The sequence below is a fragment of the Sporolactobacillus pectinivorans genome (genome assembly GCF_002802965.1).
In the GTDB taxonomy this organism is placed as follows: domain Bacteria; phylum Bacillota; class Bacilli; order Bacillales; family Sporolactobacillaceae; genus Sporolactobacillus; species Sporolactobacillus pectinivorans.
Genome location: NZ_NXGA01000001.1, coordinates 2,944,857 through 2,967,282 on the forward strand (window position 1 = coordinate 2,944,857; position 22,426 = coordinate 2,967,282).

The 22,426-nt window shown below is 46.1% G+C and carries 29 protein-coding genes; 4 read left to right on the forward strand and 25 right to left on the reverse strand.

Annotated features, from left to right (window positions below; translation table 11 throughout):
• Positions 1-29 precede the first annotated feature (29 nt).
• On the reverse strand, positions 30-692 hold the full coding sequence (locus tag COP04_RS14460) for a helix-hairpin-helix domain-containing protein (protein ID WP_100488652.1): 663 nt from the start codon (positions 690-692) through the stop codon (positions 30-32).
• A gap of 142 nt (positions 693-834) precedes the next feature.
• Between COP04_RS14460 and comER the strand changes: the two genes are divergently transcribed.
• The gene (comER, locus tag COP04_RS14465) at positions 835-1,662 is read left to right on the forward strand and encodes a late competence protein ComER (RefSeq protein ID WP_100488653.1); all 828 of its coding nucleotides are present in this window, start codon (positions 835-837) and stop codon (positions 1,660-1,662) included.
• A gap of 150 nt (positions 1,663-1,812) precedes the next feature.
• Here comER and rsfS read toward each other — a convergent pair whose 3' ends face one another.
• From rsfS to COP04_RS14500, 7 genes are all read right to left on the reverse strand, one after another.
• A complete protein-coding gene (rsfS, locus tag COP04_RS14470; RefSeq protein ID WP_100488654.1) occupies positions 1,813-2,166 on the reverse strand; it encodes a ribosome silencing factor in 354 nt (117 codons plus the stop codon).
• Positions 2,167-2,170: 4 nt separating this feature from the next.
• Complete coding sequence (gene yqeK / locus COP04_RS14475; RefSeq protein ID WP_100488655.1) at positions 2,171-2,743, reverse strand: bis(5'-nucleosyl)-tetraphosphatase (symmetrical) YqeK; 573 nt, start codon at positions 2,741-2,743, stop codon at positions 2,171-2,173.
• Positions 2,733-3,311 carry a nicotinate-nucleotide adenylyltransferase gene (locus COP04_RS14480; RefSeq protein ID WP_100488656.1) on the reverse strand — a complete coding sequence of 193 codons (579 nt, stop codon included), beginning with the start codon at positions 3,309-3,311 and terminating at the stop codon, positions 2,733-2,735. The genes yqeK and COP04_RS14480 overlap by 11 nt, the downstream gene beginning before the upstream one ends.
• A gap of 15 nt (positions 3,312-3,326) precedes the next feature.
• Positions 3,327-3,623, reverse strand: coding sequence for a ribosome assembly RNA-binding protein YhbY (yhbY, locus tag COP04_RS14485; protein ID WP_100488657.1), 297 nt, complete (start codon positions 3,621-3,623; stop codon positions 3,327-3,329).
• A 78-nt stretch (positions 3,624-3,701) separates the two neighbouring features.
• A complete protein-coding gene (gene aroE / locus COP04_RS14490) occupies positions 3,702-4,532 on the reverse strand; it encodes a shikimate dehydrogenase (protein ID WP_100488658.1) in 831 nt (276 codons plus the stop codon).
• A gap of 4 nt (positions 4,533-4,536) precedes the next feature.
• Positions 4,537-5,637, reverse strand: coding sequence for a ribosome biogenesis GTPase YqeH (gene yqeH, locus COP04_RS14495; protein WP_100488659.1), 1,101 nt, complete (start codon positions 5,635-5,637; stop codon positions 4,537-4,539).
• Between the two features lie 3 nt (positions 5,638-5,640).
• Positions 5,641-6,156, reverse strand: a complete 516-nt coding sequence (locus COP04_RS14500; RefSeq protein ID WP_100488660.1) for a YqeG family HAD IIIA-type phosphatase — start codon at positions 6,154-6,156, stop codon at positions 5,641-5,643.
• Positions 6,157-6,432: 276 nt separating this feature from the next.
• Between COP04_RS14500 and COP04_RS14505 the strand changes: the two genes are divergently transcribed.
• Positions 6,433-6,609, forward strand: a complete 177-nt coding sequence (locus COP04_RS14505; RefSeq protein ID WP_338062852.1) for a sporulation histidine kinase inhibitor Sda — start codon at positions 6,433-6,435, stop codon at positions 6,607-6,609.
• A 124-nt stretch (positions 6,610-6,733) separates the two neighbouring features.
• On the opposite strand, the gene COP04_RS14510 is transcribed toward COP04_RS14505, so the two are convergent.
• Complete coding sequence (locus COP04_RS14510) at positions 6,734-6,826, reverse strand: YjcZ family sporulation protein (RefSeq protein WP_100488661.1); 93 nt, start codon at positions 6,824-6,826, stop codon at positions 6,734-6,736.
• 224 nt (positions 6,827-7,050) lie between these two features.
• Between COP04_RS14510 and sigK the strand changes: the two genes are divergently transcribed.
• The gene (gene sigK / locus COP04_RS14515; RefSeq protein WP_100488662.1) at positions 7,051-7,752 is read left to right on the forward strand and encodes an RNA polymerase sporulation sigma factor SigK; all 702 of its coding nucleotides are present in this window, start codon (positions 7,051-7,053) and stop codon (positions 7,750-7,752) included.
• 203 nt (positions 7,753-7,955) lie between these two features.
• Positions 7,956-8,252 (forward strand): acylphosphatase, encoded by a 297-nt coding sequence (locus COP04_RS14520; RefSeq protein WP_100488663.1) that lies wholly within the window; start codon positions 7,956-7,958, stop codon positions 8,250-8,252.
• A gap of 453 nt (positions 8,253-8,705) precedes the next feature.
• Here COP04_RS14520 and COP04_RS19710 read toward each other — a convergent pair whose 3' ends face one another.
• From COP04_RS19710 to alaS, 16 genes are all read right to left on the reverse strand, one after another.
• Positions 8,706-8,846, reverse strand: a complete 141-nt coding sequence (locus tag COP04_RS19710; RefSeq protein ID WP_157800323.1) for a hypothetical protein — start codon at positions 8,844-8,846, stop codon at positions 8,706-8,708.
• 334 nt (positions 8,847-9,180) lie between these two features.
• Positions 9,181-9,969: an SDR family oxidoreductase gene (locus COP04_RS14525; protein ID WP_100488664.1), complete on the reverse strand. Its 789-nt coding sequence runs from the start codon at positions 9,967-9,969 to the stop codon at positions 9,181-9,183.
• Between the two features lie 78 nt (positions 9,970-10,047).
• Positions 10,048-10,275 carry a YrhC family protein gene (locus COP04_RS14530; RefSeq protein ID WP_100488665.1) on the reverse strand — a complete coding sequence of 76 codons (228 nt, stop codon included), beginning with the start codon at positions 10,273-10,275 and terminating at the stop codon, positions 10,048-10,050.
• A 123-nt stretch (positions 10,276-10,398) separates the two neighbouring features.
• Positions 10,399-11,583: a bifunctional cystathionine gamma-lyase/homocysteine desulfhydrase gene (locus tag COP04_RS14535; protein WP_275656866.1), complete on the reverse strand. Its 1,185-nt coding sequence runs from the start codon at positions 11,581-11,583 to the stop codon at positions 10,399-10,401.
• Complete coding sequence (locus COP04_RS14540) at positions 11,564-12,478, reverse strand: PLP-dependent cysteine synthase family protein (RefSeq protein ID WP_100488667.1); 915 nt, start codon at positions 12,476-12,478, stop codon at positions 11,564-11,566. Before COP04_RS14540 ends, COP04_RS14535 begins: the two co-directional genes overlap by 20 nt.
• A gap of 149 nt (positions 12,479-12,627) precedes the next feature.
• On the reverse strand, positions 12,628-13,356 hold the full coding sequence (mtnN, locus tag COP04_RS14545; RefSeq protein WP_100488668.1) for a 5'-methylthioadenosine/S-adenosylhomocysteine nucleosidase: 729 nt from the start codon (positions 13,354-13,356) through the stop codon (positions 12,628-12,630).
• A 16-nt stretch (positions 13,357-13,372) separates the two neighbouring features.
• Entirely contained in the window at positions 13,373-14,017 is a 645-nt protein-coding gene (locus COP04_RS14550) for a class I SAM-dependent DNA methyltransferase (RefSeq protein ID WP_100488669.1), read from the reverse strand.
• Between the two features lie 330 nt (positions 14,018-14,347).
• Positions 14,348-14,923 carry a YrrS family protein gene (locus COP04_RS14555; protein ID WP_100488670.1) on the reverse strand — a complete coding sequence of 192 codons (576 nt, stop codon included), beginning with the start codon at positions 14,921-14,923 and terminating at the stop codon, positions 14,348-14,350.
• 318 nt (positions 14,924-15,241) lie between these two features.
• Positions 15,242-15,712, reverse strand: a complete 471-nt coding sequence (gene greA / locus COP04_RS14560) for a transcription elongation factor GreA (protein ID WP_100488671.1) — start codon at positions 15,710-15,712, stop codon at positions 15,242-15,244.
• 79 nt (positions 15,713-15,791) lie between these two features.
• Positions 15,792-16,439, reverse strand: a complete 648-nt coding sequence (gene udk, locus COP04_RS14565; protein WP_100488672.1) for a uridine kinase — start codon at positions 16,437-16,439, stop codon at positions 15,792-15,794.
• The gene (locus COP04_RS14570; protein WP_239984889.1) at positions 16,436-17,116 is read right to left on the reverse strand and encodes an O-methyltransferase; all 681 of its coding nucleotides are present in this window, start codon (positions 17,114-17,116) and stop codon (positions 16,436-16,438) included. Before COP04_RS14570 ends, udk begins: the two co-directional genes overlap by 4 nt.
• 65 nt (positions 17,117-17,181) lie before the next feature.
• A complete protein-coding gene (gene mltG, locus COP04_RS14575; protein ID WP_239984890.1) occupies positions 17,182-18,273 on the reverse strand; it encodes an endolytic transglycosylase MltG in 1,092 nt (363 codons plus the stop codon).
• Between the two features lie 195 nt (positions 18,274-18,468).
• On the reverse strand, positions 18,469-18,780 hold the full coding sequence (locus COP04_RS14580; RefSeq protein WP_100488673.1) for a DUF1292 domain-containing protein: 312 nt from the start codon (positions 18,778-18,780) through the stop codon (positions 18,469-18,471).
• Positions 18,773-19,210 carry a Holliday junction resolvase RuvX gene (gene ruvX / locus COP04_RS14585; protein WP_100488674.1) on the reverse strand — a complete coding sequence of 146 codons (438 nt, stop codon included), beginning with the start codon at positions 19,208-19,210 and terminating at the stop codon, positions 18,773-18,775. The genes COP04_RS14580 and ruvX overlap by 8 nt, the downstream gene beginning before the upstream one ends.
• Complete coding sequence (locus tag COP04_RS14590) at positions 19,207-19,473, reverse strand: IreB family regulatory phosphoprotein (RefSeq protein ID WP_100489707.1); 267 nt, start codon at positions 19,471-19,473, stop codon at positions 19,207-19,209. Before COP04_RS14590 ends, ruvX begins: the two co-directional genes overlap by 4 nt.
• 91 nt (positions 19,474-19,564) lie before the next feature.
• Entirely contained in the window at positions 19,565-22,207 is a 2,643-nt protein-coding gene (gene alaS / locus COP04_RS14595) for an alanine--tRNA ligase (RefSeq protein ID WP_100488675.1), read from the reverse strand.
• Positions 22,208-22,426 lie beyond the last annotated feature (219 nt).

Here is a 22,426-nt window from a genome sequence, read left to right on the forward strand (position 1 = left end):
GATCTACATAGAAGCTCTTTTCGCTCTTTTCACTGGGCCGTTGCCTCCGGTTTGATCTTTTCAAGGGATTTTTCTCCAATTCCGGAGACGTTGGTCAGATCGTCAACCGATTTGAACGGCCCATGCTCCTCCCGGTACTGTAAAATTGCTTTTGCTTTTGCCGGCCCTATCCCGGAAAGATTCTGAAGGTCCGTTTCATCTGCCGTATTGATGTTCACTTTCGGCTGCCCTCCAATATTGCCTGATACTGTACTAGTCCCGGAAGAAGCAGTCCCGCCGGCAAAACCTTTCGGCACATCCTGCCCTTTTTCCGGGACGTAGACAACCATTTCATCCGATATTTTTTGGGCCAGATTAATTTTATCCCGGTCTGCCTTATCTGCAAGACCGCCGGCTTTATTTATTGCGTCGCTGACGCGGTCTGCAGGACTCATTCGGTATATTCCCGGTTTTCTGACTGCACCTTTCATATCTACAATGATTTCCGGTGCAGACTGTGCCTGCTTCACAACGTTTTTTACCGGCGAAGATTTTTCTGCCTTCTGCCCAAACGAAAAATAAGTTTCAGCCTTTTTGGTATTTGCTGCTTTTTCCGAAGCGGTGTACTGCCTTAAGAACAGCACAATCAGCAGGCAAAAAACAACTGCAACAAGTATCAGCCATATCTTGTATTTTTTCCATATTCTATCCATTGGCTCACGTCCAATCATTCAATAAAAATAAATTGTTGTGATAAACATCGTCCGAGAACAACTACCTTCCGATGCCGGAATAATTTCTGCACGCGTCACATATGGTTCAGAAGGGATAGCGATAAGATCGAGGTGAAAACTGATGAGGATCGGAGTCATTGGAACAGGAAATATCGGATCACTGATCGTCGGTGCGCTGATCCGGAGCAAATCCGTAAAAGCAAAAAGTATTTTTGTGACAAATCGCACGAAAAAAAAAGCATCTGACTTGGCAGCCAAATATCCCGGAGTGAAAATTTGCGGCTCGCCAGAAGAAACGGTCCGCCGTTCGGATACTGTTTTTCTATGTGTCAAACCGCCGCAGTTTTTTTCTCTGCTGCAGCCGCTGCGCGGTGTCTGGTATCCGGAGCAACTTGCGATATCAGTCACCAGCCCGATCAGTATTTCTCAGCTTGAGAAGTTGATACCCTGCCACACGGCAAGAGTTGTTCCAAGCATTTTGAATCAGGCTCTTTCGGGAAACACGCTCGTAACATTTGGTACGAGCATGAATGACCATCAAAAATATAAACTTTGGAATTTGCTCGGAAATTTTTCACAGCCAATAGAAATCAGCGAAGAGAACATCCGTGTGGCTTCAGATCTTTCCAGCTGTGGTCCGGCCTTTCTTTCTTACGTACTTGAAAAAATGATTGAAGGTGCCGTGCAGTCAACATCTATATCAAAAAAAGAGGCAACTGAGCTGACGACAGAAATGGCCATCGGCTTTGGGAAGCTGCTTGATAAGAGAAACTTCACGCTTACGGAATTACGTGATAAGGTTACCGTAAAAGGCGGTGTAACGGGGGCAGGTCTGACCGTTTTAAAACAGGAATATCATGGAGTGTTTGAACATCTCTTTGAAGCGACCCAGAAGAAATTTCTCGAAGATCATCTTGCTTTGGATCCCTTCTTTGAGAAACTCGACTGATCACCGGCCAGTCCGAAAAAAGCGTCAAAAGGGGAACACATTAATATATATTCCCGCCGCAGTTACCGGATTCCTTGTTGCAAATGTGTCGGTTCAGTGAACTGATCGTGCATGCTCCTGCTCCGATAAATTTGGAAAAAAAGCCGCTGATTACAGCGGCTTTTTTTCCAAAGTATATAGAGGGGCGTCTCCCCATAATTTTTCCAATTGATAATAATCCCGTTCGTCTCTGTGAAAAACATGAGCGACAATATCGCCCATATCAATGAGCACCCAGCGCGCCTTATCATAGCCTTCCATTCGGTGAACAGTCAGTCCTTTTGTTTCGGCGGTTTTCTTTAAGGCCGTCGAAATAGCCTGTACTTGTTTTTCCGAATCGCCGTGGCAAATGATGAAGTAGTCTGCCATGATGGAGATACCCTTCATCTTAAGAATGACAAGATCCTGAGCTTTCTTGTCATCTGCGGCTTCCGCCAGATATTTAACCCATTCTTCACTGTTCATTCAGTCACCTCATTGAATTTTTTTTTACAAAATCATTATATGCTTCGAAGGTTTTCGGATAGACACTCTGTCTCTTTTCCAGAAGATGAATAATTGTCTTTTGAAGCTCCTGAAGGACTGCATCGTCAAGGCTCACAGCTGCGGTTTCACGCACCACATCTACACCTGGAAAATCACGTCCGGGTTCAATATAGTCTGCCAGAAAAATTATTTTCTCCAACAGGCTCATTTCATTTCTGCCCGTCGTGTGGTAGGTCATCGCGTCAAGAATTTCGCGGTCGTCGATGCCCATGTGTTCCTGGACATAAGCAGCACCAACCGGCGCATGCCAGAGTTTATCCGAATAGTTCAGAAAATCATCAGAGATATCCGAACGTCTCAGGATGACTGCTTTCAGTTCTTCATCTGAAAAATATTTTGCTATATCATGAAGCATGCCCGCCAGCCTGGCTTTTTCCACATCTGCACCATATTTCTCCGCCAACTTTACTGCCGTTTCAGAGACGCCGAGTGAGTGCCTGTAGCGTTTTTCAGGCAGCAGGTCTTTGATCGCCCTTTCGGCTTCTTCAATCTTCATAAAGCTGTCTCTCCCTTATATATTTTATGACTGCATCCGCCAGAAAGTATCGGCACGAGCGGCCATCCCTCAACCGTCTGCGGAGTATGCTGGACGAAATATCGATCAGCGGCATGTCGATATAGATAACATCGACGCGTGCCGGATTACCCGCCGGAAAACCCGGCCTTCTGAAACCAATAAAGGATGTCAGCCGGCGCAACTCATCGATGCCGTGCCAAGTCGGCAGGTCGTCGACCATATCCGCTCCAAGTATAAAATAAAACCGATTGTCAGGATATTGGCTTTTCAGTTCTCTGAGTGTATCCACGGTATAGGATTTTCCCTTGCGCCGTACCTCAACCGTTGAAAGTCGAAATCTTTCATTCCCCATGATCGCCCGGCTGACCATTTCCTGGCGGTCATCCGCTCCTGTATGGGCAATTTTGCCCTGTATATGCGGGGGAATATAACTTGGCAGGAACCAGACCTCATCCAGTTTGCACGTTTCAAGTGCCTCCTGCGCAATCAGCAGGTGCATGAGATGCGGGGGATCAAACGTTCCGCCAAGCAATCCAATTTTTTTCATATATTTATTTCTTCCCTATCCTCTTGGAAATTCAATTCGTGTATGTTCTTTTGATTCTCGGTAAAGGATCATTGTATGTCCGATCACCTGAACCAGTTCCGCCCCTGTTTCAGAAGCAATGCGTTCTCCGGCCTCTCCAGCGTCTTCAGACGTATTCTGAAGCAGCGACACCTTAATCAATTCCCGCCGTTCAAGCACTGCATCTAATTCCTTGATCTGCTGCTCCACCAACCCGGCCTTGCCGATCTGAAAAACAGGTTTTAACGGGTGGGCCAGTTTGCGCAGATACTTGATCTGTTTGCTATTCAGCATGCCTCGCTTTATCCTCTCATCTTCAATGATTGCACCCTCACTAGTGCTAAATTTATATTTTTATCATACAGCTTTCTCTCATCCATTGGAAATCCACTTCCGAAGAAATAACTCCATCCCTGAAACTTCCGGGCTGATGCCTGTCCATTTTTCAAATGCAGCCGCGCCCTGAAAAACCAGCATTGGCAAGCCATTCATGACCGGATGCCCGAACCTTTCAGCCTGCTTCAAAAATGCAGTCCGGAACGGCCGGTAAATGAGATCAGCAAAAAGAGCCTCTTTTTTTGCTCCCCGGACGTCAATAATGGACGGATCTGTTTCAGAAAGTCCCAAAGAGGTTGCGTTGACAATCAGGCCGTAGCCGTTGAGCGTATTTTCCGCCTCCGTCAGGCTCTTTGCTTCAGAACAGCAAAGAGAACGGCACATTTTACTTAGCTGCGCAGCTCTTGTCAGTGTACGGTCAGCGATATCTACCTTGGAAAAATTTCTTGCCAATGGAATTGCGATTCCTCTTGCTGCACCTCCGGCTCCAAGCACCAGCACTTCAGAATTTCCGGTGGTCTGTACGTTGAAGACCTTCTTAATACTTTTTAAGAAGCCGATCCCATCTGTATTGTAGCCGACTAGGCTGCTCCCCTCACAGACAACTGTATTTACCGCCCCGACAGCCAGTGCCTCTTCGTCAATTTGGTCGAGCAATGGCATTATTTCCTGCTTATATGGGACAGTCACATTAAAACCGCTGATGCCGGACTGCACCAAACGTTCGACCGCCTGTCTCAACCGTCCCGGACTGACTTGCACAGCCTGATAGCTGGCGTCTAGTTTATAATGAGAAAACCATTTTTTGTGCATGAGCGGCGACAGCGAATGATTTACCGGATTACCGATAAGAGCATATTTTTTCATGGGCTTACCCTTTTATAATTGAGGCACGTCCGGATACGCTGATACTTGAAGGGGCATACGCGGAAATCCGGGCACCCCTGCCTTTAACCGTAACCCAGCCGAGACCGGAAAAGACGATATCTGTATTTAACTCATCTGTCCGAAAATCATACCGCTCCAGAACAGGCAGTTCAGTTCTGCGGCTCGGGGGCGTCAGCAAATGACCATACTGGCGGTGAAAAAGATCATCTGCGTTTTCCAGCTTTGTACGGTGAACCGTCAGCGCATTTGAAGTATAAGCAATTAATGAACGCCTGCCGGGTCCTGTATAATCAATCCGGCCCAGCCCACCAAGAAAAAGTGTCTGATTTTCGTTCAGTTGAAATACTCTAGGCTTAATTTCCTTGGATGGCATGACCGCCTTGTAATCCTGTTCGCTGACAAAATGGGCGGCCTGGTGTAGATTAACAACGCCCGGTGTATCATAAAGTATGTGGCCGTCATCAAGCGGAATGCCGATAAAATCCAGTGTCGTCCCTGGAAAATGGGAAGTGGTGATCTCACCGTCGCCTGCCCCGGCCTGACGGAGCAGGTGGTTGATGAATGTTGATTTTCCGACATTTGTAACACCGACAATATAAATATCCTTACCTTCACGATAATACTCCATGTTCTGTCTGACTTCATCAATACCCTGATTTTTGTCCGCACTCATCAGCAGTACATCGACAGGCCTGAGCCCCAGTTCCTTGGCAGAACGCCGCAGCCAGCTTTTCAGCTTGTTGGGGTTTGTTGATTTGGGCAGCAAATCTTTCTTATTTCCCACAAGCAGGACCGGATTTTTCCCGATAAAGCGCTGAAGCCCCGGCACCCAGCTGCCTGAGAAGTCAAATATATCAATCAGATAAACGACAAGCGCATCCGCTTCCGCAATCTTTGAGAGCAACCTTAGAAAATCGTCTCCAGTCATCGGAACTTCCTGAACCTCATTGTAGTGCTTCAGGCGGAAACAGCGCCTGCAAATGACTGGATCGTGTTTGAGCGCTCCCGGAGGTGCAAATCCCGGAGCCTCCTCATTCTCCGTCTGAATTTTAATGCCACAGCCGGCGCAGAAAACATCATCCATTCATTATTCCTCCCATTTGAGCCAGCCGCGGCGGCGCATCTGTGACAAAATGATCCGTTCCACCGTCCGGTTGATTTTTGTAAACCATGCATCATTTGAAGCTACCGGCACAACAAGTATCGTGTGCAGGCCAAACTGATTGCCACCAAGTACGTCCGTAACAATCTGGTCGCCGACCACAACGATTTCATCCTTATTCAGGTTCATTTCCCGTATTGCGCGCTTAAAGCCATGAGCCAACGGTTTGCGTGCACGGCATATATAAGGAATTTTCGCGGGAGCAGAAAATGTTTTCACTCGTCGCTCGTTGTTATTTGACACGATCATCACTGAAATATCTGCATTCCGAAGCGAATCAAACCAGCGGGCAAGCCTCGGAGTCATGTGCGCCTCATTCCAGGCCACGAGCGTATTATCAAGATCAGTAATCAGACCTTTAATTCCTTTTTTCTTCAGCATTTCCGGCTGGATGTCGAGAATACTTTCCACATGCTCATCCGGTAAAAATTTTTTCAACAATTGTTCAGCACCTCATCTTCTCATTTCATTTTCCCACATGTTGTCCGATTTACCAAGTACAAAAATCATTTTTGAAAATAGAACCTAAATGTTTCGACAAAATATGAGCACTATTCTTTTGTGGATAACCTTGTCCACATTTTTCTGCTTAGATAATCAGCTCTCTTTAATTTTATCAACAGGCTGCTCACAGTTTATCCACTCTATTCTGTGGATAAATTGGAGATTGTTCACAATTTCCAATCATGCTAAAGTGAAAGAAAGAGTTCAGATCGATTGAAAAGGGGTGTCAGCCGGAAACGGTATGAAATGGAAAATATGACTGATGATTTGCTGATTGAATCTTATGAAAAAGCCAGAAAATATCAGCTGAGTGAAGAATTCATCGTACTTATAGAACAAGAAATGAACCGCCGAAATATTATTGTGCCCAAGCATCTAATGACGAACTAAGTTCATAGAGAGTCAATTCCATGCATCGGGAAAGATTTCCGTAAACACTTTCTATTCTGTCAGGCTTCAGGCTGAAAAAACAGAAGGGCCTGCAAGCTGCACAGGTCAACTTCCGTAAAAATGATTAATAAGCCCAAGCCGCACCGACGATAATCAGTAAAATAAATAACACAACGACCAGGGCAAAACCTGATCCGTAACCGGCCGAGTAGCCCATTCCTCTTCAATTCCTTCATGTCATGTCATGTTCACTACAAATTATTCATATGCGAGCACTTTGACTGGGCTGTTTTACTCCCGGGCAGATGATCAATGAAGGTATTTTTCCTTGGATTTTATCTCTCATTCTTCAGAATTCAGACAGGCACGGGACAGGGCAAACGCCCATATGCTAATAGACAGCACAGAAGCATTTAGAATTTCCCGGAGGAGTGAATACTCATGCTGTCTATTGCCGGCGGACTCGCCTATCTTTTCAAACAGGTCTTGCTGCTTGTTTCCTATGTGAAGAACAACGCCTTTCCCCAGCCGTTATCGGAGGAAGAGGAGAGAAGATGTCTCCAGCGCATGGCAGAAGGCGATCAAGAAGCCAGAAATATGCTGATCGAGCATAACCTGCGGCTTGTCGCCCATATCGTCAAGAAATTTAATAATACCAAAGAAGATACCGATGATCTGATATCGATCGGAACCATCGGCCTGATCAAGGCCATCGAAAGTTATTCCACCGGAAAAGGAACAAAATTGGCGACTTTTGCAGCTCGTTGTATTGAAAACGAAATATTGATGCATTTCCGGAGCCTGAAGAAAACACGGAAAGATGTTTCGCTGAACGATCCTATCGGCCAGGACAAAGAGGGCAATGCTATTTCTCTGATCGATATACTTAAATCGAAAAACAAAGATATCGTCGATGAGATTTCACTGCGGCTCGACACAAAAAAAATTCATCATGCACTTGCTATTCTTGATCCGAGGGAAGAAGAGGTCATTGTAAGCCGTTATGGTCTGAATAACCAGCAAGATCTGACCCAGCGGGAAATTGCGGAAAAACTTTCGATCTCGCGGAGCTATGTCTCGCGGATCGAAAAGCGGGCTTTGATGAAACTTTATAACGAAATTTTTCGCAGGCCGGGCCGGTAATCCAGGACCAGGTCTTTTTATGTCGTCATGAAAGCATAAAAATTCAGAAGAAACGGCGTCATTGCCGTCACAGCTGCCTCTGTCCGCGGCTGAAGCTTGCCAAGCGGCAATTTTTCTTAAAATGAGTGCTCTTATTTTCCAATATGAAATGCCAATGGTAAACTAGGATTGATAAAACTAATGCTGCAAAGCGAGGGAGTACTATGGCAGAAGACGGAAAAATAAAAAGCGTCCATCTCATGGTTGAAGGACGGGTGCAGGCAGTCGGATTCCGATACTTCACATGGCAGACTGCGCAGTCGTTCGATATCACCGGATGGGTGCGCAATCGTGAGGACGGTTCCGTTGAAATAGCTGCAGAAGGTGCTGCAGATCATGTCGACCATTTCGTTCAGTCTATAAAAAAAGGAAGCACGTTTTCCCGTGTCAAACATGTGGACGTGCATGAATATGACCACGCGGAGCACTATGCTTCCTTTGATATTCTTAACTCAATATAATGAAACGCGCGGGTAGCAGCCGCTCGTTTATTTGTGCATGTTTATTTAATACAATCAATAATTCCAGTGCAATTGCTGCGCCATTTAGAAGTGAAAGTGATGTGCTATGCGCCGGCCCTGAGACTGTTCGTACAGTGTCCGGATTCTCCGCAAGTCTCTGACAATGTCTGCACGATGCCCTTTCTTCGATTTCTCTACTCCCTAACGGGTGAAAGGTTTACTATGTCATTTTCATTTCTCCGTTCATTTGGGCAGAATGCCGTTTCCCTTTCAAATTATTATTTTATGAGATACCCGTGTCCACCATCAACCGGCTGCTGAACATTTGTAGCTCACGCTGAAGGCTGATTTTTCTTCAGTTCTGTATATTTTTTTAACAAAAAAAGAATGAAATCTTTTGTGATTTTCATTCCGGTCTATCATCATGATTCAATGGTCTGAACGATTCTTCTCTTAAAAAAACTTACTGTAAAACATCCGTTTGGTCAGCATCTCATCTTTCAGCCGGTTAATCCGTTCATTGTCTTCGATTCGGTTCGCTGCTGTCTGTTTCCTTTTAGTGCCTGTGAATGAAAAAAAACGTTTTTCTGCCATGGAAGTTTCTCCTCCAACCTTAAGTATCAGATACATACCTTAATCAGGAAAACCGCTTTTTGATCTCTTTTTTCTCTATATATTCTGTTTAGGCTGCTCTTTCAGGGCGCAAAGAACCGCAGGCCCTAAAAAAGCGGGTACCGCGGCTGGATATTGTTGTTGTATCAACGGGTACACTTTCAATGTACTCACTTAAAAACTCTCATATGATCGCTATTGTCCGTCCTGAATCTAACTGTGATACAGTCACCTTTTCAGCGGTCTTTCCTCATGCATTGATATTGTATGGCATGGCAGCAGCAATTGTAAACCCCTTTGCTTATAGTCGAAAAACTTAGATGCTTCGAACAAGTCCGCCATCGACAAGCAGCGATTCTCCAGTAACGTATGTGCAAGCGTCGGAAACTAAAAAAGCGGCCGTTTTGGCAAATTCTTCGGGGCTTCCGTATCGCCCAAGCGGAATTTCGGCTTCTGATTTTTTTTGTATCTCACTGACAGACAGGCCGGTCCTCTCACTTTGTTTTTCATTCAGCTGAAGAACGCGATCGGTGAGAATGCGTCCGGGTGCCAGTGTGTTTATGAGTATATTATTTTCGGAAAGTTCTCCTGACAGCGTTTTTGTCAGTCCAACAATGCCTAGCCGGAAAGTGTTGGATAACACAAGGTTATTGATCGGTTTTTTAATCGATGATGACGCAATATTTAATATATGTCCGCCCCCTGCTTTCTCCATCAGCGGGACGACCGCCCGGATCATTCGAACGTAACTGAGCAGATTGAGCTCAAATGCTTTTTGCCAGTCCTGATCGGTCATTGACAGAAAGCTCCCGCTTGGCGGTCCCCCCGCGTTGTTGACCAGAATATCCAGCGAATTAAAGTGCAGTTTCGTGAAATCTGCCAGGGCATCAATATCTTCTCTTCGTGCCACGTCAGCGGGATAATAGGTCGAGGAGCCTTCAACCAGATTATCCAATACACCTGAAGCTGTTTCAAGGTGTTTCTGTTCACGGCTGGACAATATCACTTCCGCCCCTTCCAGAACAAGTTGCTTTGCTATTGCAAACCCCAGTCCCTTGCTGGATGCCAGAATGAGTGCATGTTTCCCTTTCAGTCCAAGATCCATCACAATGCCTCGCAATCTTTTTGTATATGATTAAGCTTGGATCGCCGTGGCGGCTCTTCATCCGGAAAAATCCATTTCCTACTGATCAAGTTTCTCCCTTAATTTTGACGTTCTCCAGTAAAAAAGAGAGGCAAGGAGTATGAACAATAGGCTTGAAACCGTTAATAATTCAAATTTCCACTGTTCCTCTTCGAACTTCGGAATCAGTGTACCCGCATATAGAAATGTACTGAGAAACAGGCAAAGAAAACCTATCCTTCTACAGTCCTTAATTTTCTCCAAAATGATCTTCTCATAATCTTTCATTTTCTGTCCTCCCTTCCATCTTCACTTTAACATGGAAAAAGTGAATTTTGAAAGGTATTTTCTGACAAAAAAAGAATCCCCACATCGTCCGTCGCGGAGACTCTTAATATTTTTTAAGATCCGTTAATCGTCCAAAGCCTGTTTCAGATCGGCAATCAAATCTTCAGCATCTTCAATGCCGACGGAAAGACGGATTAGGCCGTCGGTAATTCCAAGCGCTTCTCTCCGCGGTTTTGGAATCGATGCGTGCGTCATCTTAGCAGGGACAGAAATCAGGCTTTCAACGGCGCCTAAACTTTCAGCGAGCGTAAAATATTTCACCTTTGCCAGAAGACGATCCGCGGCATCACCGCTTCCCGCGTCAAAAGAGATCATGCCTCCGAAGCCTTCAGACTGTCTTTCAGCCAGCTCATGCCCCGGATGATGCTGTAAACCGGGATAGTAAACTTTAACTACCTTTGGATGCGCATCAAGAAATTCAGCAATTTTCCGCGCATTTGATTCGATCTGCTCCATTCTCAAAGCAAGAGTTTTAACTCCTCTAATCAGCAACCAGGCGTCCTGCGGTCCCGGAATTGCCCCAACAGAATTTTGAATGAATCCCAGTCTGTCTGCAAAGTCGTCGTCATTCACAGCAACCAGACCCGCTACGACATCGCTGTGCCCGCCGATATATTTCGTAGCGCTGTGAAGAACGATATCGGCACCAAGCAGCAGAGGATGCTGCCAGTACGGAGTCGCAAATGTATTGTCAACAATCAGAAGCAGACCCTTCCGATGCGCGAGGACAGCCGTTTTCTTAATATCCGTAATTTTAAGAAGCGGATTGGTCGGTGTTTCAAGATAGATGGCCCGCGTCTTCTCCGTAATCGCCGTTTCTATTTTTTCCTGGTCACTGGTGTCGACAAAGGTTGCCGTTATGCCCAGTCTTTTGAATACTTTGTCAATAACCCTGAAGGTTCCGCCGTATACATCATCCGTGATCACAATGTGATCGCCGCTGTTGAGCAGCATCAGAACAGACGAAATTGCCGCCATTCCGGAACCGAATGCGAATCCGGCTTTGCCGAATTCGAGCTCTTTGATCAGAACTTCCAAAGCACGGCGCGTCGGATTCGCCGTGCGTGAATAATCATAGCCTTTTGTAACCCCGACTGCTTCCTGTTTGTATGTGCTGGTTTGATAGATCGGCACGGTCACGCTGCCCGTGTAGTCGTCACCGAAAATGCCTGCATGTATCACTTTCGTTTTTGGCTTCAAAACTTTTCTCTCCTCTTTGCTCCACGTATTATCCGTATATTTTTTCACTTAAATAGCGTTCGCTCGAATCCGGGAAAAGGACAACAATGTTGCTGCCCGGTTCAGCCGTATCCGCTTCGAGCAGTGCTGCATGCAGCGCTGCTCCCGAAGAGCTGCCGACCAGCAATCCTTCTCTGCGCGCGACTTCACTCAACCTTCGGAAAGCGTCATCGTCACTGACCGTATGAATAGCACCAAAATACTCGGTTTTGACAAATGACGGAATAAATTCCATACCAATGCCCTCAGTCCGGTGAGGCGCCGATTTGCCCCCGTTCAAAATGGATCCGACAGGTTCAACAACAGCCGCCTTGATCTTAGGATTTTTGCTTTTCAGATAAGAGGCAACCCCGGTAAATGTGCCTCCTGTACCGGCGCCAGCAACAAAAACATCGACTTTTCCATGCAAATCTTCCCAGATTTCCGGACCAAGCGTGTCAAAATAAGCCTCGGGATTTTCATCATTGGCAAATTGATTCGGGCAATAACTGCCAGGAATCTCACGGACAAGCTGCTGCGCCCTGGCAATGGCTCCGGCCATCCCCTTTTCAGTCTCAGTGTGGACCACTTCTGCACCCAAAGCCTTCATCAGTGTTTGTTTTTCTGCACTGAACTTCTCAGGCACGCAGAAGATAACATGAATGCCCTTTCCTACAGCTGCCAGTGCAATGCCAATTCCGGTGTTTCCGGCTGTAGGCTCTATCAAAGTTCCACCCGTTTTAAGCCTGCCTGAAGCCAGCGCTTTCCCAACAAATTTTTCTCCCAGACGGTCTTTGACACTGCCGCCTGGATTTAAGTATTCGCATTTCGCGTACAAGTGCACGCCTTCCGGGATCTGAAATGCATTTAATTCGACCAGCGGAGTCCTGCCGACCAGTTCGTGCACACTCCGGTATACTGCCAATCCTGTCACCCCATTTATCGATTTAATAAAAGTCCCGGCTGGACTGACAACAGTCGTTAGCCGGAAAATGTGCTGGAATGTTAGTCAGGCAGTCCCTGCCCGCGTACCGGTCAATGATCATCTGTTTTATATAAATGGAGCTCAGCCGCTTATTTTGCATGATTCTCCGCCCCGCTATGTTTTTTTAGTTCTCTCAGCAATGCAAGAACGAATTGTGCAGAATGTTTCGCCGCAGTTTCCAGAAACTGCTCAAAAGAAATATCGGATTTTTTACCGGCGATATCAGATAACGCACGCACAATCAGAAAGGGGACATTAAACTGGAAGCATACTTGGGCAATGGCAGCCGCTTCCATTTCTACTGCCTTCACTTCCGGGAACTGTGTTTTAAGCTTCATGATGCGCTTCGGATCAGCCATAAATGAATCTCCAGTTGCAATCTTTCCTTTGACAATCAGATGCTTTTCCAGCGCTGAAGAAGCCGCCGACTCAGCGAGTTCTGAAAGTCTCCGATCGGGAACATAAACAGCTGGCATCCCCGGCACCTGGCCGGGAGCGTAGCCGAATGCGGTGGCATCTGCATCATGATAAATCACGCCTGAAGAAATGACGACATCGCCGATATTCAGCGAAACGTCAGTCCCTCCCGCCGAACCAGTATTAATGACAACATCAGGATGAAAACGATCAATCAAGAGCGCAGTGCCCAGCGCAGCATTTACTTTGCCTATCCCTGATTGAAGCAACACGGTTTCAAAACCTTCAAGACTGCCGCAGTAAAAGCGGGAATGAGCCACTTCTACTTTCATAACCTCAGTCATTTCTCCTTTTAAAATTTCTACTTCTTCCTCCATAGCACCGATTAACCCGATTTTCATCTTCAACGTCCTTCCGTCACACGTTCTTCTTTTCAGCAATAATCAACCAGGCAAACTGATTCAATTGCTTAAAATAAGGCACAAAGTGGTATCTGCGAAAGATTTGATACATTTCCGAACGCAGTGGATAATATTCTGTCTGTAAATCTTTCAGCAGATGGAAATAACCCTTTTCGTTTGCCCAATGCCGTATCCTGCGCTTTTCAAGCTCCGTGTCAAATAATGTATCTGCAAAAACAATTCTACCATGATCAGCAAGAAAAGCATGATATTTTTTGACAGCCCTGTCTTTCTCGTCGGCAGTCAGGTGGTGAAAGGCAAAAGTGCTGATTATTGTGTCGATGGGCTGTCCGGGATCCGGAAAATCAAGAAAATCCCCATCAGAAATTTCCAGCCCGGGAATTTTTTCAAGGGCAATTCTACGCATATTCTGAGAGGGTTCAATGCCAAACACAATCAGTTTTCTATCAATCAATTTTTGAGTCAGATTGCCTGTTCCCGTTCCAAATTCCAGCACAGTTCCGCGGGCCTGTTTAGCAGCCTCCTCCAGAATAGAATCGTAAGACCTAAACACTTCCCTATATTCAGGGTCTTCGCCTGCCACTGTTTGATCATAATGATCTGCCCATTTTTCAAATGCCCCGATAAATTCCCGCCCCATTATTTATAATCACTCCATTAGTTGTCAGCCTTCAAATAAATTCTTATAATATTAGTATGATTAATTGGTTTAATGGTTTCAAAATATCACATTTTCATTTGGTTTTCAATCCATGCGTACCGAGATTCGAAAATTGCGGGCTTCTTTATGCAAATGCCGATTTTTACACTTTCGATTCATTTTTAACTTGATTCGGTTTGATTTCTTCTTAATTCAGTTCAGTTTCGTTCATTTCGGTTCGGCTTTAACTCAGTTCAGTTCAATTATAAAAAAACTGCCACCTGCAAAGGCAGATGACAGCAAACAAATAATTAAATGAACAGTCTATTATTAACCGGGCTTTTTTACATTATCAGCCTGCCATTTTCCATTTTGATAAATCAGATGGACAACATAAATCGAACTTTGCGCACCCTTCGGTGAAACACGTGCCAGCGAGCTGTTTGTTGAGCCACCGTTTCCCAGCCAAAGGATGGTCATATTGCTCACCGGGATTCCTGTCGCATCTGAAATCGCCTGGACTTGTGCATTCCAGTCGGCCGTTCCTATATCATAAGAAGCCTGATGGTTCTCATCCGATACTTGTGAAGAGCTGGATGAATTGCTTCCAGATGACGTATCATTGGAGACCTGACCTGAATCGGACTGGCTGCTGTCAGCGGACGAGCTCTCGCTCTTCCCCTGTGATGAAGATGAACTGCCTGCGCTTGCCTGTGCCTGAGATTTTGCGGGCTGGGCGGCAGGCTGCGAATTGGACGAATTATTAAATACTGCAATGAGAATGATGCATCCGACTGCCAGAATCAGAAGTGAAACGATACCGATCGTCCAGTTCAGCAGCCTGTCTGTTTTATTTCTTCGCTGTTCAACCCGAGATGAGGCCCCATTCCCTCTCTGGTTTCTCATTCAAACATCCTCCCTTCCTGCAGAAGCGTCAAACCTTCCAGCTGCTGCAAGGACCCATCTACATCCTTTGGCTCTGAAAAAGCCGGATATTCCATGATTATCGGTTTTTCCCTGATTATACTTTTCGAAATAAACCATTTGTCCTGTCTGTCGGTCTGTAAATTAAGGAATTGCCTGCTTTCCTACACTATGCCGTGCACCCCTGACTATTCAGGGTCAACCGAAATATTCCTGCCAGAAATAAAGCGCAAGCTGTTACGCCGACCTGACGCAAGGTTTGCGCTTACATTATATTTTCCGTCTAAACGCTGAAAAAAATCATTCAACCTTCAGAATTTTAACACGGATATCTCCGCCGGGCGTATTGACGCTGACTTCCTCACCGACAGACAGACCAATCAATCCTTTCGCCATGGGCGAATCATTTGAAATTTTACCCGCAAAAGGATCCGATTCCGCACTGCCGACGATCTGATACGTCTCTTCCTCGCCGTCAGGCAACTCCTTGAAAGTGACCGATTTGCCAATCTTGACGACATCAGTCGTTTCATCGTCTTCGATAATGACAGAATTACGAATCATTAACTCAAGCTGCTGTATTCTTGCCTCGACGAAAGCCTGTTCATCCTTGGCTGCATCATACTCGGAGTTTTCAGACAGGTCGCCAAATCCGCGGGCAATTTTAATTCTTTCTACAACTTCCTTGCGTTTTTCAGTTTTGAGATAAACCAGTTCCTGCTCAAGCTTTGCTTTTCCTTCAGCCGTCATGTAATGAAGCTTTTCTGCCATATAAGTTCACGCTCCTAACTAAAATTATCCATACATATTATAGCCAATAATTATTCCAAAGACCGGTATGCGCCAAGTCTCAGTCCGGCGGCTGGGCATCCCTGTTGCTTAGAACCGCACGTATTTTAGTTGCCATCAAGTCAATTGCAACGGAATTTTTTCCGCCCTCGGGAATAATGATATCTGCATAGCGCTTGGTTGGTTCAACAAACTGAAGATGCATCGGGCGTACTGCAGTAAGATATTGATTAATGACCGACTCGACACTTCTTCCGCGTTCTTCAGTATCGCGCAACAGGCGGCGAATAATCCGCAGATCAGAGTCCGTATCAACAAATACCTTAATATCCATCAGATCCCGGAGACGCTTATCTTCAAGGATTAGAATTCCCTCGAGAATAATTACATCTTTAGGATCAACGGGTACAATTTTATCAGATCTTGTATGTACTGTATAGTCATACACCGGTTTTTTTATCGGGTGGAACTTCAGCAGCTCTTTAATTTGCGCGATCAGCAGATCGGTATCAAAAGCCAGCGGATGATCATAATTAGTGAGCAGGCGCTCTTCAAAGGGCTTATCATCCTGTGCTTTATAATAGGAATCCTGCTGAATCACTGCTATGGACCGATCGGAAAAGCTCCGGTAAATCTCGCTGGCGACTGTGGTTTTCCCGGAGCCGGAGCCACCGGCCACACCGATCACAATTGGCTTTCTTCTTTTCATCTTGCGCTCCCCTCCACAGATTCAGGTCCATGCTTTTTGGTACTGACCGCGAGACCGTCGCCAACCGTCAGAAACACCGTCTCAAAATCATTGCGGGCTGCAAGAAAATGGTTAAAACAGTCCACTTTTTCGACGAGCCGGTGCAGTTGTTTCTTCCTCACGGTATCAATGTCACATACAAGTCCGTGGAAAAAAACATTATCTGTAACTATGACTCCTCCAGTTTTTAGAAAACGGGAATAGTCGAGAAACAAATGCTGATATTGTGCCTTGGCGGCATCAATCAGAATCAGATCAAAAGGGGCTGACTCACACACTTCCTGAAGATCCGCAGTCGCGTCCCCTTCGACAACCCGGATGGATTGATCAAAACCGATCTCACTGATATTCTGCCGTGCTTCACGAATCATTTCCGGGTCACGCTCAATTGAAACGATCCTTGCGCTGTCGCCCGCCGCGATCCGCATTCTGATTGCGGAGTAGCCAATGGCTGTCCCAAGTTCCAAAATCCGTGTGGCTTTCGTCCACCGAATTAGCTGCTGAAGAAAAGCCATGGCTGACGGCTGCATAATCGGAATGTAAATTTCATGGGCTTTTTCTTCCATTCTTCGCAGCTGCTCATTTTCGGCAGTAGTGAATGCCGATGCATATCCGGATAATTTTTCAAAATCAATCAACCAGTTTTTCTTCCCTTCAAAGTATTACTACGGACGTAATCCATTTTCACGTGATCGAGTCTCGGTCAGGATTTTTGAGCCCATTCATGTTGATATTTTGCAATAATGGCCTGCTGCTCGGCATAAGTTTTCGAATAATATATTTTTCCGTTTGGACGTGCATAAAAAAACAGATTATCTGACGGGACAGGTTCCAAGACTGCCTGAATCGCATTGGCTGCCGGACTGCCTATGGGTCCGACCGGTAATCCCGGCTGGGTATAAGTATTGAACGGTGTATCTGTCTGCAGATCTTTCTGCGTATAATTCGTGATTCTCCTCTGCTCGCCATAGGCAACCGAAGGGTCCGTCTGCAGCTTCATCTTGAGCTTCAGGCGGTTGTAAAAGACACCGGCGATTTTCCCGCGGTTCGCCGCATCGGGCGCTTCCTGTTCAACCAGAGAGGCCAACGTCAGTATTTTGTGCACGGAACCAAGCTGATTCGCGTTGATTTGCGATGAAAAGCGCTTAAGCGTCTGTCCGGTCTGACTCAGCATCGGGTCGACCATCTGGTCCAGTGTGAGAGGCTTTTTTCCTTTTGTAAAGCGATAAATTCCAGGGGAAAGATAACCTTCCAGTGGATAATCAATGCCCTTGGCAAGAATCTCATCCGTCAGAAAAGGATAACGGCTCATATAATGTTTCCGGATGTATGTCCTGTCGCTTAAATCCTTCAGAATTTCTTTTTTATCAAGCCCGGAAACCTTTGCCATCTCTCCGGCAATTTCACTGACCCACATGTCTTGGCGAACATCCACCAACAGAATTATTCCGGGATGTTCTCCTTTTCCCAGAACGTCCATCATCCTGCTGACGGACATTTTCTGAGTAAATACATATTTCCCGGCACGATAATTGTTCCGGTGGTTCCATCTTGCGTAAAATTCAAATGCCCACGCCTGGCGAATCAGCCCTTTTTTCTGAAGTAACTGCCCAATATCTTTCAAAGACGATCCTGATGGAACAGTAATCGTTACCTCATGGCCATTGCGGCTGTTGACCGGGGTCAGCAGCCCGCTGTAATATTTTGAAAAACCCCAGGCTGAAACAGCGATTAAAACAATCACAATACCTGCTATAATTATGGCTAACCGCCATCGCAGTTTTGGCAACCTCAAAACAAGCCGCCCCCTTCCAAGTATACCTCGTCCATTATACACTAACTTTAATAAAAATCCGCCCTGATTTCGACAGAATTCGAACTTCTGAACTGTTTATCAGACAAACTTAACTAATGAGAGCCGCTGTGCTTCAGAAAAACGGCCAACCAGCCGTATATTAAAAAGCCCCCGTTCTCAGCAGGGGCTTTCTGCTTATTCTTCTTCACTGAATGTATTGATCATTTCTTCAACGATATCCCATTCCTCATCAGTTTCAATAGGAAACAGTTTGAACTCATCGTCCTCTCCTTCATACCTGAAAGCAAAAACTTCTTCATCTTCATCCGTGCTGTCACTTTCTTCTTCCACCGGCGTCACAACGACATAGGATTTGTCCGTTTCCGGAACATCAAAATAAAATAAGACGTCAAAAAGGCTTTCATCACCGTTCTGATCAGGGATTACAATCCGATCCTCTTCCTCACTGCTTGGCTGTATAATCGGATAATGATTATGTTCACTCATCTCTTTTTTTCTCCATTCTTTTTTTATCTAGATAACTTTGCAGAATCAATACCGCAGCTTCTTTGTCAATGACTTTTTTGCGCTTTTTTCGGCTCAAGTCGGCATCAATCAAAATACGTTCTGCTGCCGCAGTCGTCAAGCGTTCATCCCACATGTCAACCGGGAGATGAAACTTTCTCCGCGTGCTTTTGGCAAAACCTCTTGAGGCCTGCGCACGCGCAGTTTCTGTCCCAACAAGATCCATCGGGAGCCCGACGACGATGGAATCCACTTCGTATTGTTTAATCAGTTCCTGCAACCGCTCAAAAAGCAGGTTTTTCTTATGTTCGACATAACGTATCGTTTCAATACCCTGCGCTGTCAGCTCCAGTGGATCGCTGATCGCTACGCCGACCGTCACCGAACCGAAATCCATGCCCATAATTCTCATTCTCTGTCCCACTTTTTCTTGAGGTAATAGGTGACCAGTTCCTCGATAATTTCATCCCGCTCAATTCTTCGGATCAGCTTCCTTGCCTCTTTATGTCTGGGAATATAAGCGGGATCGCCGGAAATCAGATACCCGACGATCTGATTAATTGGATTATAGCCCTTTTCTTCCAAAGCGTCATATACCTGAAACAGGACTTCGTGCACATTATGCCTGTCCTGATCGCCGAAGTTAAACATCATTGTTTTGTCCAATATCATCATCCCCTGTAAAGGCTGCATTCCCTAATGCATGCAATTCCCTTCAGATCACGTAAAGAAACTTCTTTCCCGGGCTTTATCTCGCACGCAGCAGTCAGCGCACCGCCGTTTTTTCAATCATACCGGAAACTGCCTGCAGCGCTTCCGGTATCCTTTCTGGCAGACGCCCACCGGCCTGAGCCATATCCGGACGGCCTCCGCCTCCGCCTCCGCAGATCGCAGCAACCTCTTTGATTATTTTCCCCGCATGGAATCCCTTCGCAACAAGATCCTTTGTCACACCGGAAACAAGATGAACCTTGCCGTCTTCCACAGAGGCCAGCACAACAACAAGCGATTGAAAATGATGCTTCAGTTCGTCAGCCATGGCGCGTAACCGGTTCATATCCATGCTGTCCACTTTTGCAGCGACATAGGATACTTCACCGGCTTTTCTGACAGACTGTTCCAGTTCGCCGGCCTTCGCATTCCCGAGTTTCGCCATCAGCGTCTCATTTTCCCGATCAAGGTCCCTGATCTGCTGCTGAATTGCGTCAATCCGATCCGGAAGCAGATCCGGTGTCGTCTTTAATTTCCCCGAAATGTTTTTCAGTTCAAGTTTGTTCCGATACATCTTTTCATAGGCTTTTCGCCCGGTAAGGGCCTCAATCCTGCGAGTGCCCGCTCCGATTCCGCTCTCAGAAACGATCGTAAACAGGCCCAGTTCTGAAGTGTTTTTTACATGGCATCCGCCACAAAGTTCAAGGCTGTAATCTCCCGCATTGACAACACGGACGATTTTTCCATATTTCTCACCGAAAAGTGCCACCGCGCCCAACTTTTTTGCTGCGTCAATCGGCATCTCTTTTGTCGTAACCGGAAGCTGTTCCCAGATTTTTTCATTGATGATCTGCTCGATTTTTTCGAGCTCCTCTTCAGTGACCTGTCCATAGTGGGAAAAATCAAAACGCAGCCGATCAGCAGAAACGTAGGAGCCTGCCTGATTGACATGGCTGCCCAGCGTATCTTTCAAAGCCTGGTCAAGCAGGTGTGTCGCAGTGTGATTTTTCTGAATCGACAACCGCACCTGTAGGTCAATCGCCGCCGTCACCTTGTCACCGGTATTAATCTGGCCGTTTTCAACAATACAGGTATGAAGATTCTGGCCGTTAGGCGCCTTTTGGACATCTTTAACGCGCAGCGAAACTGTTTCACTGGAGAGCAAGCCCTGATCAGCAACCTGGCCGCCCATTTCTGCATAAAATGGTGTACGATCCAGCATCAGCTGTATCCTTTCCCCTTCCGAAGCGCTGTTCACCGTCTCATTCTCTCTGACAATCGCTATAACTTTCGCATCCTGAATGGTGAACCGGTCATAGCCGACAAATTCACTTTTTTCAGTAATGTTGCGAAGTGTATCACTCTGAACCTGCATGGACTTCAGATTACGGCGAGCAGAGCGCGCGCGGTTGCGCTGTTTCTCAAGCTCCTGTTCAAAGCCCTTATGGTCTATTTCCAGCCCTTCCTGATGTGCATATTCTTCAGTGAGTTCCACAGGAAAGCCGAATGTATCATACAATTTGAACACATCACTGCCGGAGATTTCCGGTTTTTTCTGCAGTTTTGCTTCAGAGATCTGCTGCTTCAGAATAGACATACCTTCATGAATCGTCTCTTGAAAGCGTTCCTCTTCACCGCGGATAATTTTCTGAACATACGGTGCCTTTTCTTCGACTTCCTTGTAATAATCCTTCATAATGTCGGCAACGACAGGAACCAGTTCATACAGGAACGGCTTATTAATGCCAATGTCCATAGCATAGCGAACGGCGCGCCGGATCAGGCGGCGAAGCACATAGCCACGCCCTTCGTTTGATGGAAGAGCTCCGTCGGCGATCGCAAATGAGACGGCCCGTGCGTGATCAGCAATGACTTTGAACGCCGTATTACGCTCGCCTTTTTTGTATCTGGAACCTGAAATTTCTTCGATTTTATGAATGATCGGCAGGAACAGATCGGTATCGAAGTTGGTTTCCCCATTCTGGATAACACTGACCATACGTTCCAGTCCCATACCGGTATCAATGTTCTTTTTCGGAAGCGGTGTGTGGGTACCATCGGGATTATGGTTAAACTGTGAAAAGACAAGATTCCACACTTCGAGATAGCGCTCATTTTCTCCACCCGGGTAAAGTTCGGGATCATCAGGATCATTCCCGAAAGCTTCACCACGATCGTAGAAAATCTCGGTATTCGGACCGCTCGGGCCTTCGCCGATATCCCAGAAATTATGTTCCAACTTGATAATGCGCTCATCCGGAATACCGATCTTTTCATGCCAAAGTTTATAGGCTTCCTCATCCTCAGGATAGACGGTCACCGAAAGTTTTTCCGGATCAAACGCAATCCAGTCCGGGCTTGTCAGAAATTCCCATGCCCAGGCAATGGCTTCCTTCTTAAAATAATCACCGACCGAGAAATTACCGAGCATCTCAAAAAATGTATGATGACGGGCTGTGTAGCCGACATTCTCAATATCATTAGTGCGGATCGCCTTCTGTGCATTGCAGATGCGCGGATTTTTCGGAACAATCCGGCCGTCAAAATACTTTTTCAGCGTTGCGACCCCGCTGTTAATCCAGAGAAGTGAAGGATCATCAACCGGAATCAAAGAAGCGCTTGGTTCAACGGAATGTCCCTTCCCCTTGAAAAAGTCCAAAAACATTTGTCTGACCTCAGATGAACTGAGTTGTTTCATCATTAGAACCCCCACTCATTTATAAAGAAAAAATCCAAAGGCGATGAACGAAAAAAGCTTCCATCCTATCATCATGAAAGGACGAAAGCTTCCCGCTGAACAAACATGCCGCGATGAAAAGAAAGACATCTGCAGCTCCGCTGGGCAGGCAAACCTGTTCAGCCAGTCTGACACGAACGCCTCTCTTTAATCCTTGAAAAGAGCCATCACCCGTTGCAC

What these genes read in the sequence shown, in the direction of transcription:
- yqeK (WP_100488655.1), bottom strand. Translation starts at nt 2,743, where the DNA reads ATGAAGATTGAAGAAGCCGAAAGGGCGATCAAAGACCTGCTGCCTGAA.
- COP04_RS14580 (WP_100488673.1), bottom strand. Translation starts at nt 18,780, where the DNA reads ATGAGTGAACATAATCATTATCCGATTATACAGCCAAGCAGTGAGGAA.
- mtnN (WP_100488668.1), bottom strand. Translation starts at nt 13,356, where the DNA reads ATGAAAATCGGGTTAATCGGTGCTATGGAGGAAGAAGTAGAAATTTTA.
- COP04_RS14525 (WP_100488664.1), bottom strand. Translation starts at nt 9,969, where the DNA reads ATGGATCTTGGACTGAAAGGGAAACATGCACTCATTCTGGCATCCAGC.
- alaS (WP_100488675.1), bottom strand. Translation starts at nt 22,207, where the DNA reads ATGAAACAACTCAGTTCATCTGAGGTCAGACAAATGTTTTTGGACTTT.
- comER (WP_100488653.1), top strand. Translation starts at nt 835, where the DNA reads ATGAGGATCGGAGTCATTGGAACAGGAAATATCGGATCACTGATCGTC.
- aroE (WP_100488658.1), bottom strand. Translation starts at nt 4,532, where the DNA reads ATGAAAAAATATGCTCTTATCGGTAATCCGGTAAATCATTCGCTGTCG.
- COP04_RS14550 (WP_100488669.1), bottom strand. Translation starts at nt 14,017, where the DNA reads ATGGGGCGGGAATTTATCGGGGCATTTGAAAAATGGGCAGATCATTAT.
- rsfS (WP_100488654.1), bottom strand. Translation starts at nt 2,166, where the DNA reads ATGAACAGTGAAGAATGGGTTAAATATCTGGCGGAAGCCGCAGATGAC.
- ruvX (WP_100488674.1), bottom strand. Translation starts at nt 19,210, where the DNA reads ATGAGAATTATGGGCATGGATTTCGGTTCGGTGACGGTCGGCGTAGCG.
- COP04_RS19710 (WP_157800323.1), bottom strand. Translation starts at nt 8,846, where the DNA reads ATGGCAGAAAAACGTTTTTTTTCATTCACAGGCACTAAAAGGAAACAG.
- COP04_RS14530 (WP_100488665.1), bottom strand. Translation starts at nt 10,275, where the DNA reads ATGAAAGATTATGAGAAGATCATTTTGGAGAAAATTAAGGACTGTAGA.
- yhbY (WP_100488657.1), bottom strand. Translation starts at nt 3,623, where the DNA reads ATGCTGAATAGCAAACAGATCAAGTATCTGCGCAAACTGGCCCACCCG.
- yqeH (WP_100488659.1), bottom strand. Translation starts at nt 5,637, where the DNA reads ATGGATGATGTTTTCTGCGCCGGCTGTGGCATTAAAATTCAGACGGAG.
- COP04_RS14480 (WP_100488656.1), bottom strand. Translation starts at nt 3,311, where the DNA reads ATGAAAAAAATTGGATTGCTTGGCGGAACGTTTGATCCCCCGCATCTC.
- udk (WP_100488672.1), bottom strand. Translation starts at nt 16,439, where the DNA reads ATGAAAAGAAGAAAGCCAATTGTGATCGGTGTGGCCGGTGGCTCCGGC.
- sigK (WP_100488662.1), top strand. Translation starts at nt 7,051, where the DNA reads ATGCTGTCTATTGCCGGCGGACTCGCCTATCTTTTCAAACAGGTCTTG.
- COP04_RS14510 (WP_100488661.1), bottom strand. Translation starts at nt 6,826, where the DNA reads ATGGGCTACTCGGCCGGTTACGGATCAGGTTTTGCCCTGGTCGTTGTG.
- COP04_RS14520 (WP_100488663.1), top strand. Translation starts at nt 7,956, where the DNA reads ATGGCAGAAGACGGAAAAATAAAAAGCGTCCATCTCATGGTTGAAGGA.
- COP04_RS14555 (WP_100488670.1), bottom strand. Translation starts at nt 14,923, where the DNA reads ATGAGAAACCAGAGAGGGAATGGGGCCTCATCTCGGGTTGAACAGCGA.
- COP04_RS14590 (WP_100489707.1), bottom strand. Translation starts at nt 19,473, where the DNA reads ATGATGATATTGGACAAAACAATGATGTTTAACTTCGGCGATCAGGAC.
- COP04_RS14460 (WP_100488652.1), bottom strand. Translation starts at nt 692, where the DNA reads ATGGATAGAATATGGAAAAAATACAAGATATGGCTGATACTTGTTGCA.
- greA (WP_100488671.1), bottom strand. Translation starts at nt 15,712, where the DNA reads ATGGCAGAAAAGCTTCATTACATGACGGCTGAAGGAAAAGCAAAGCTT.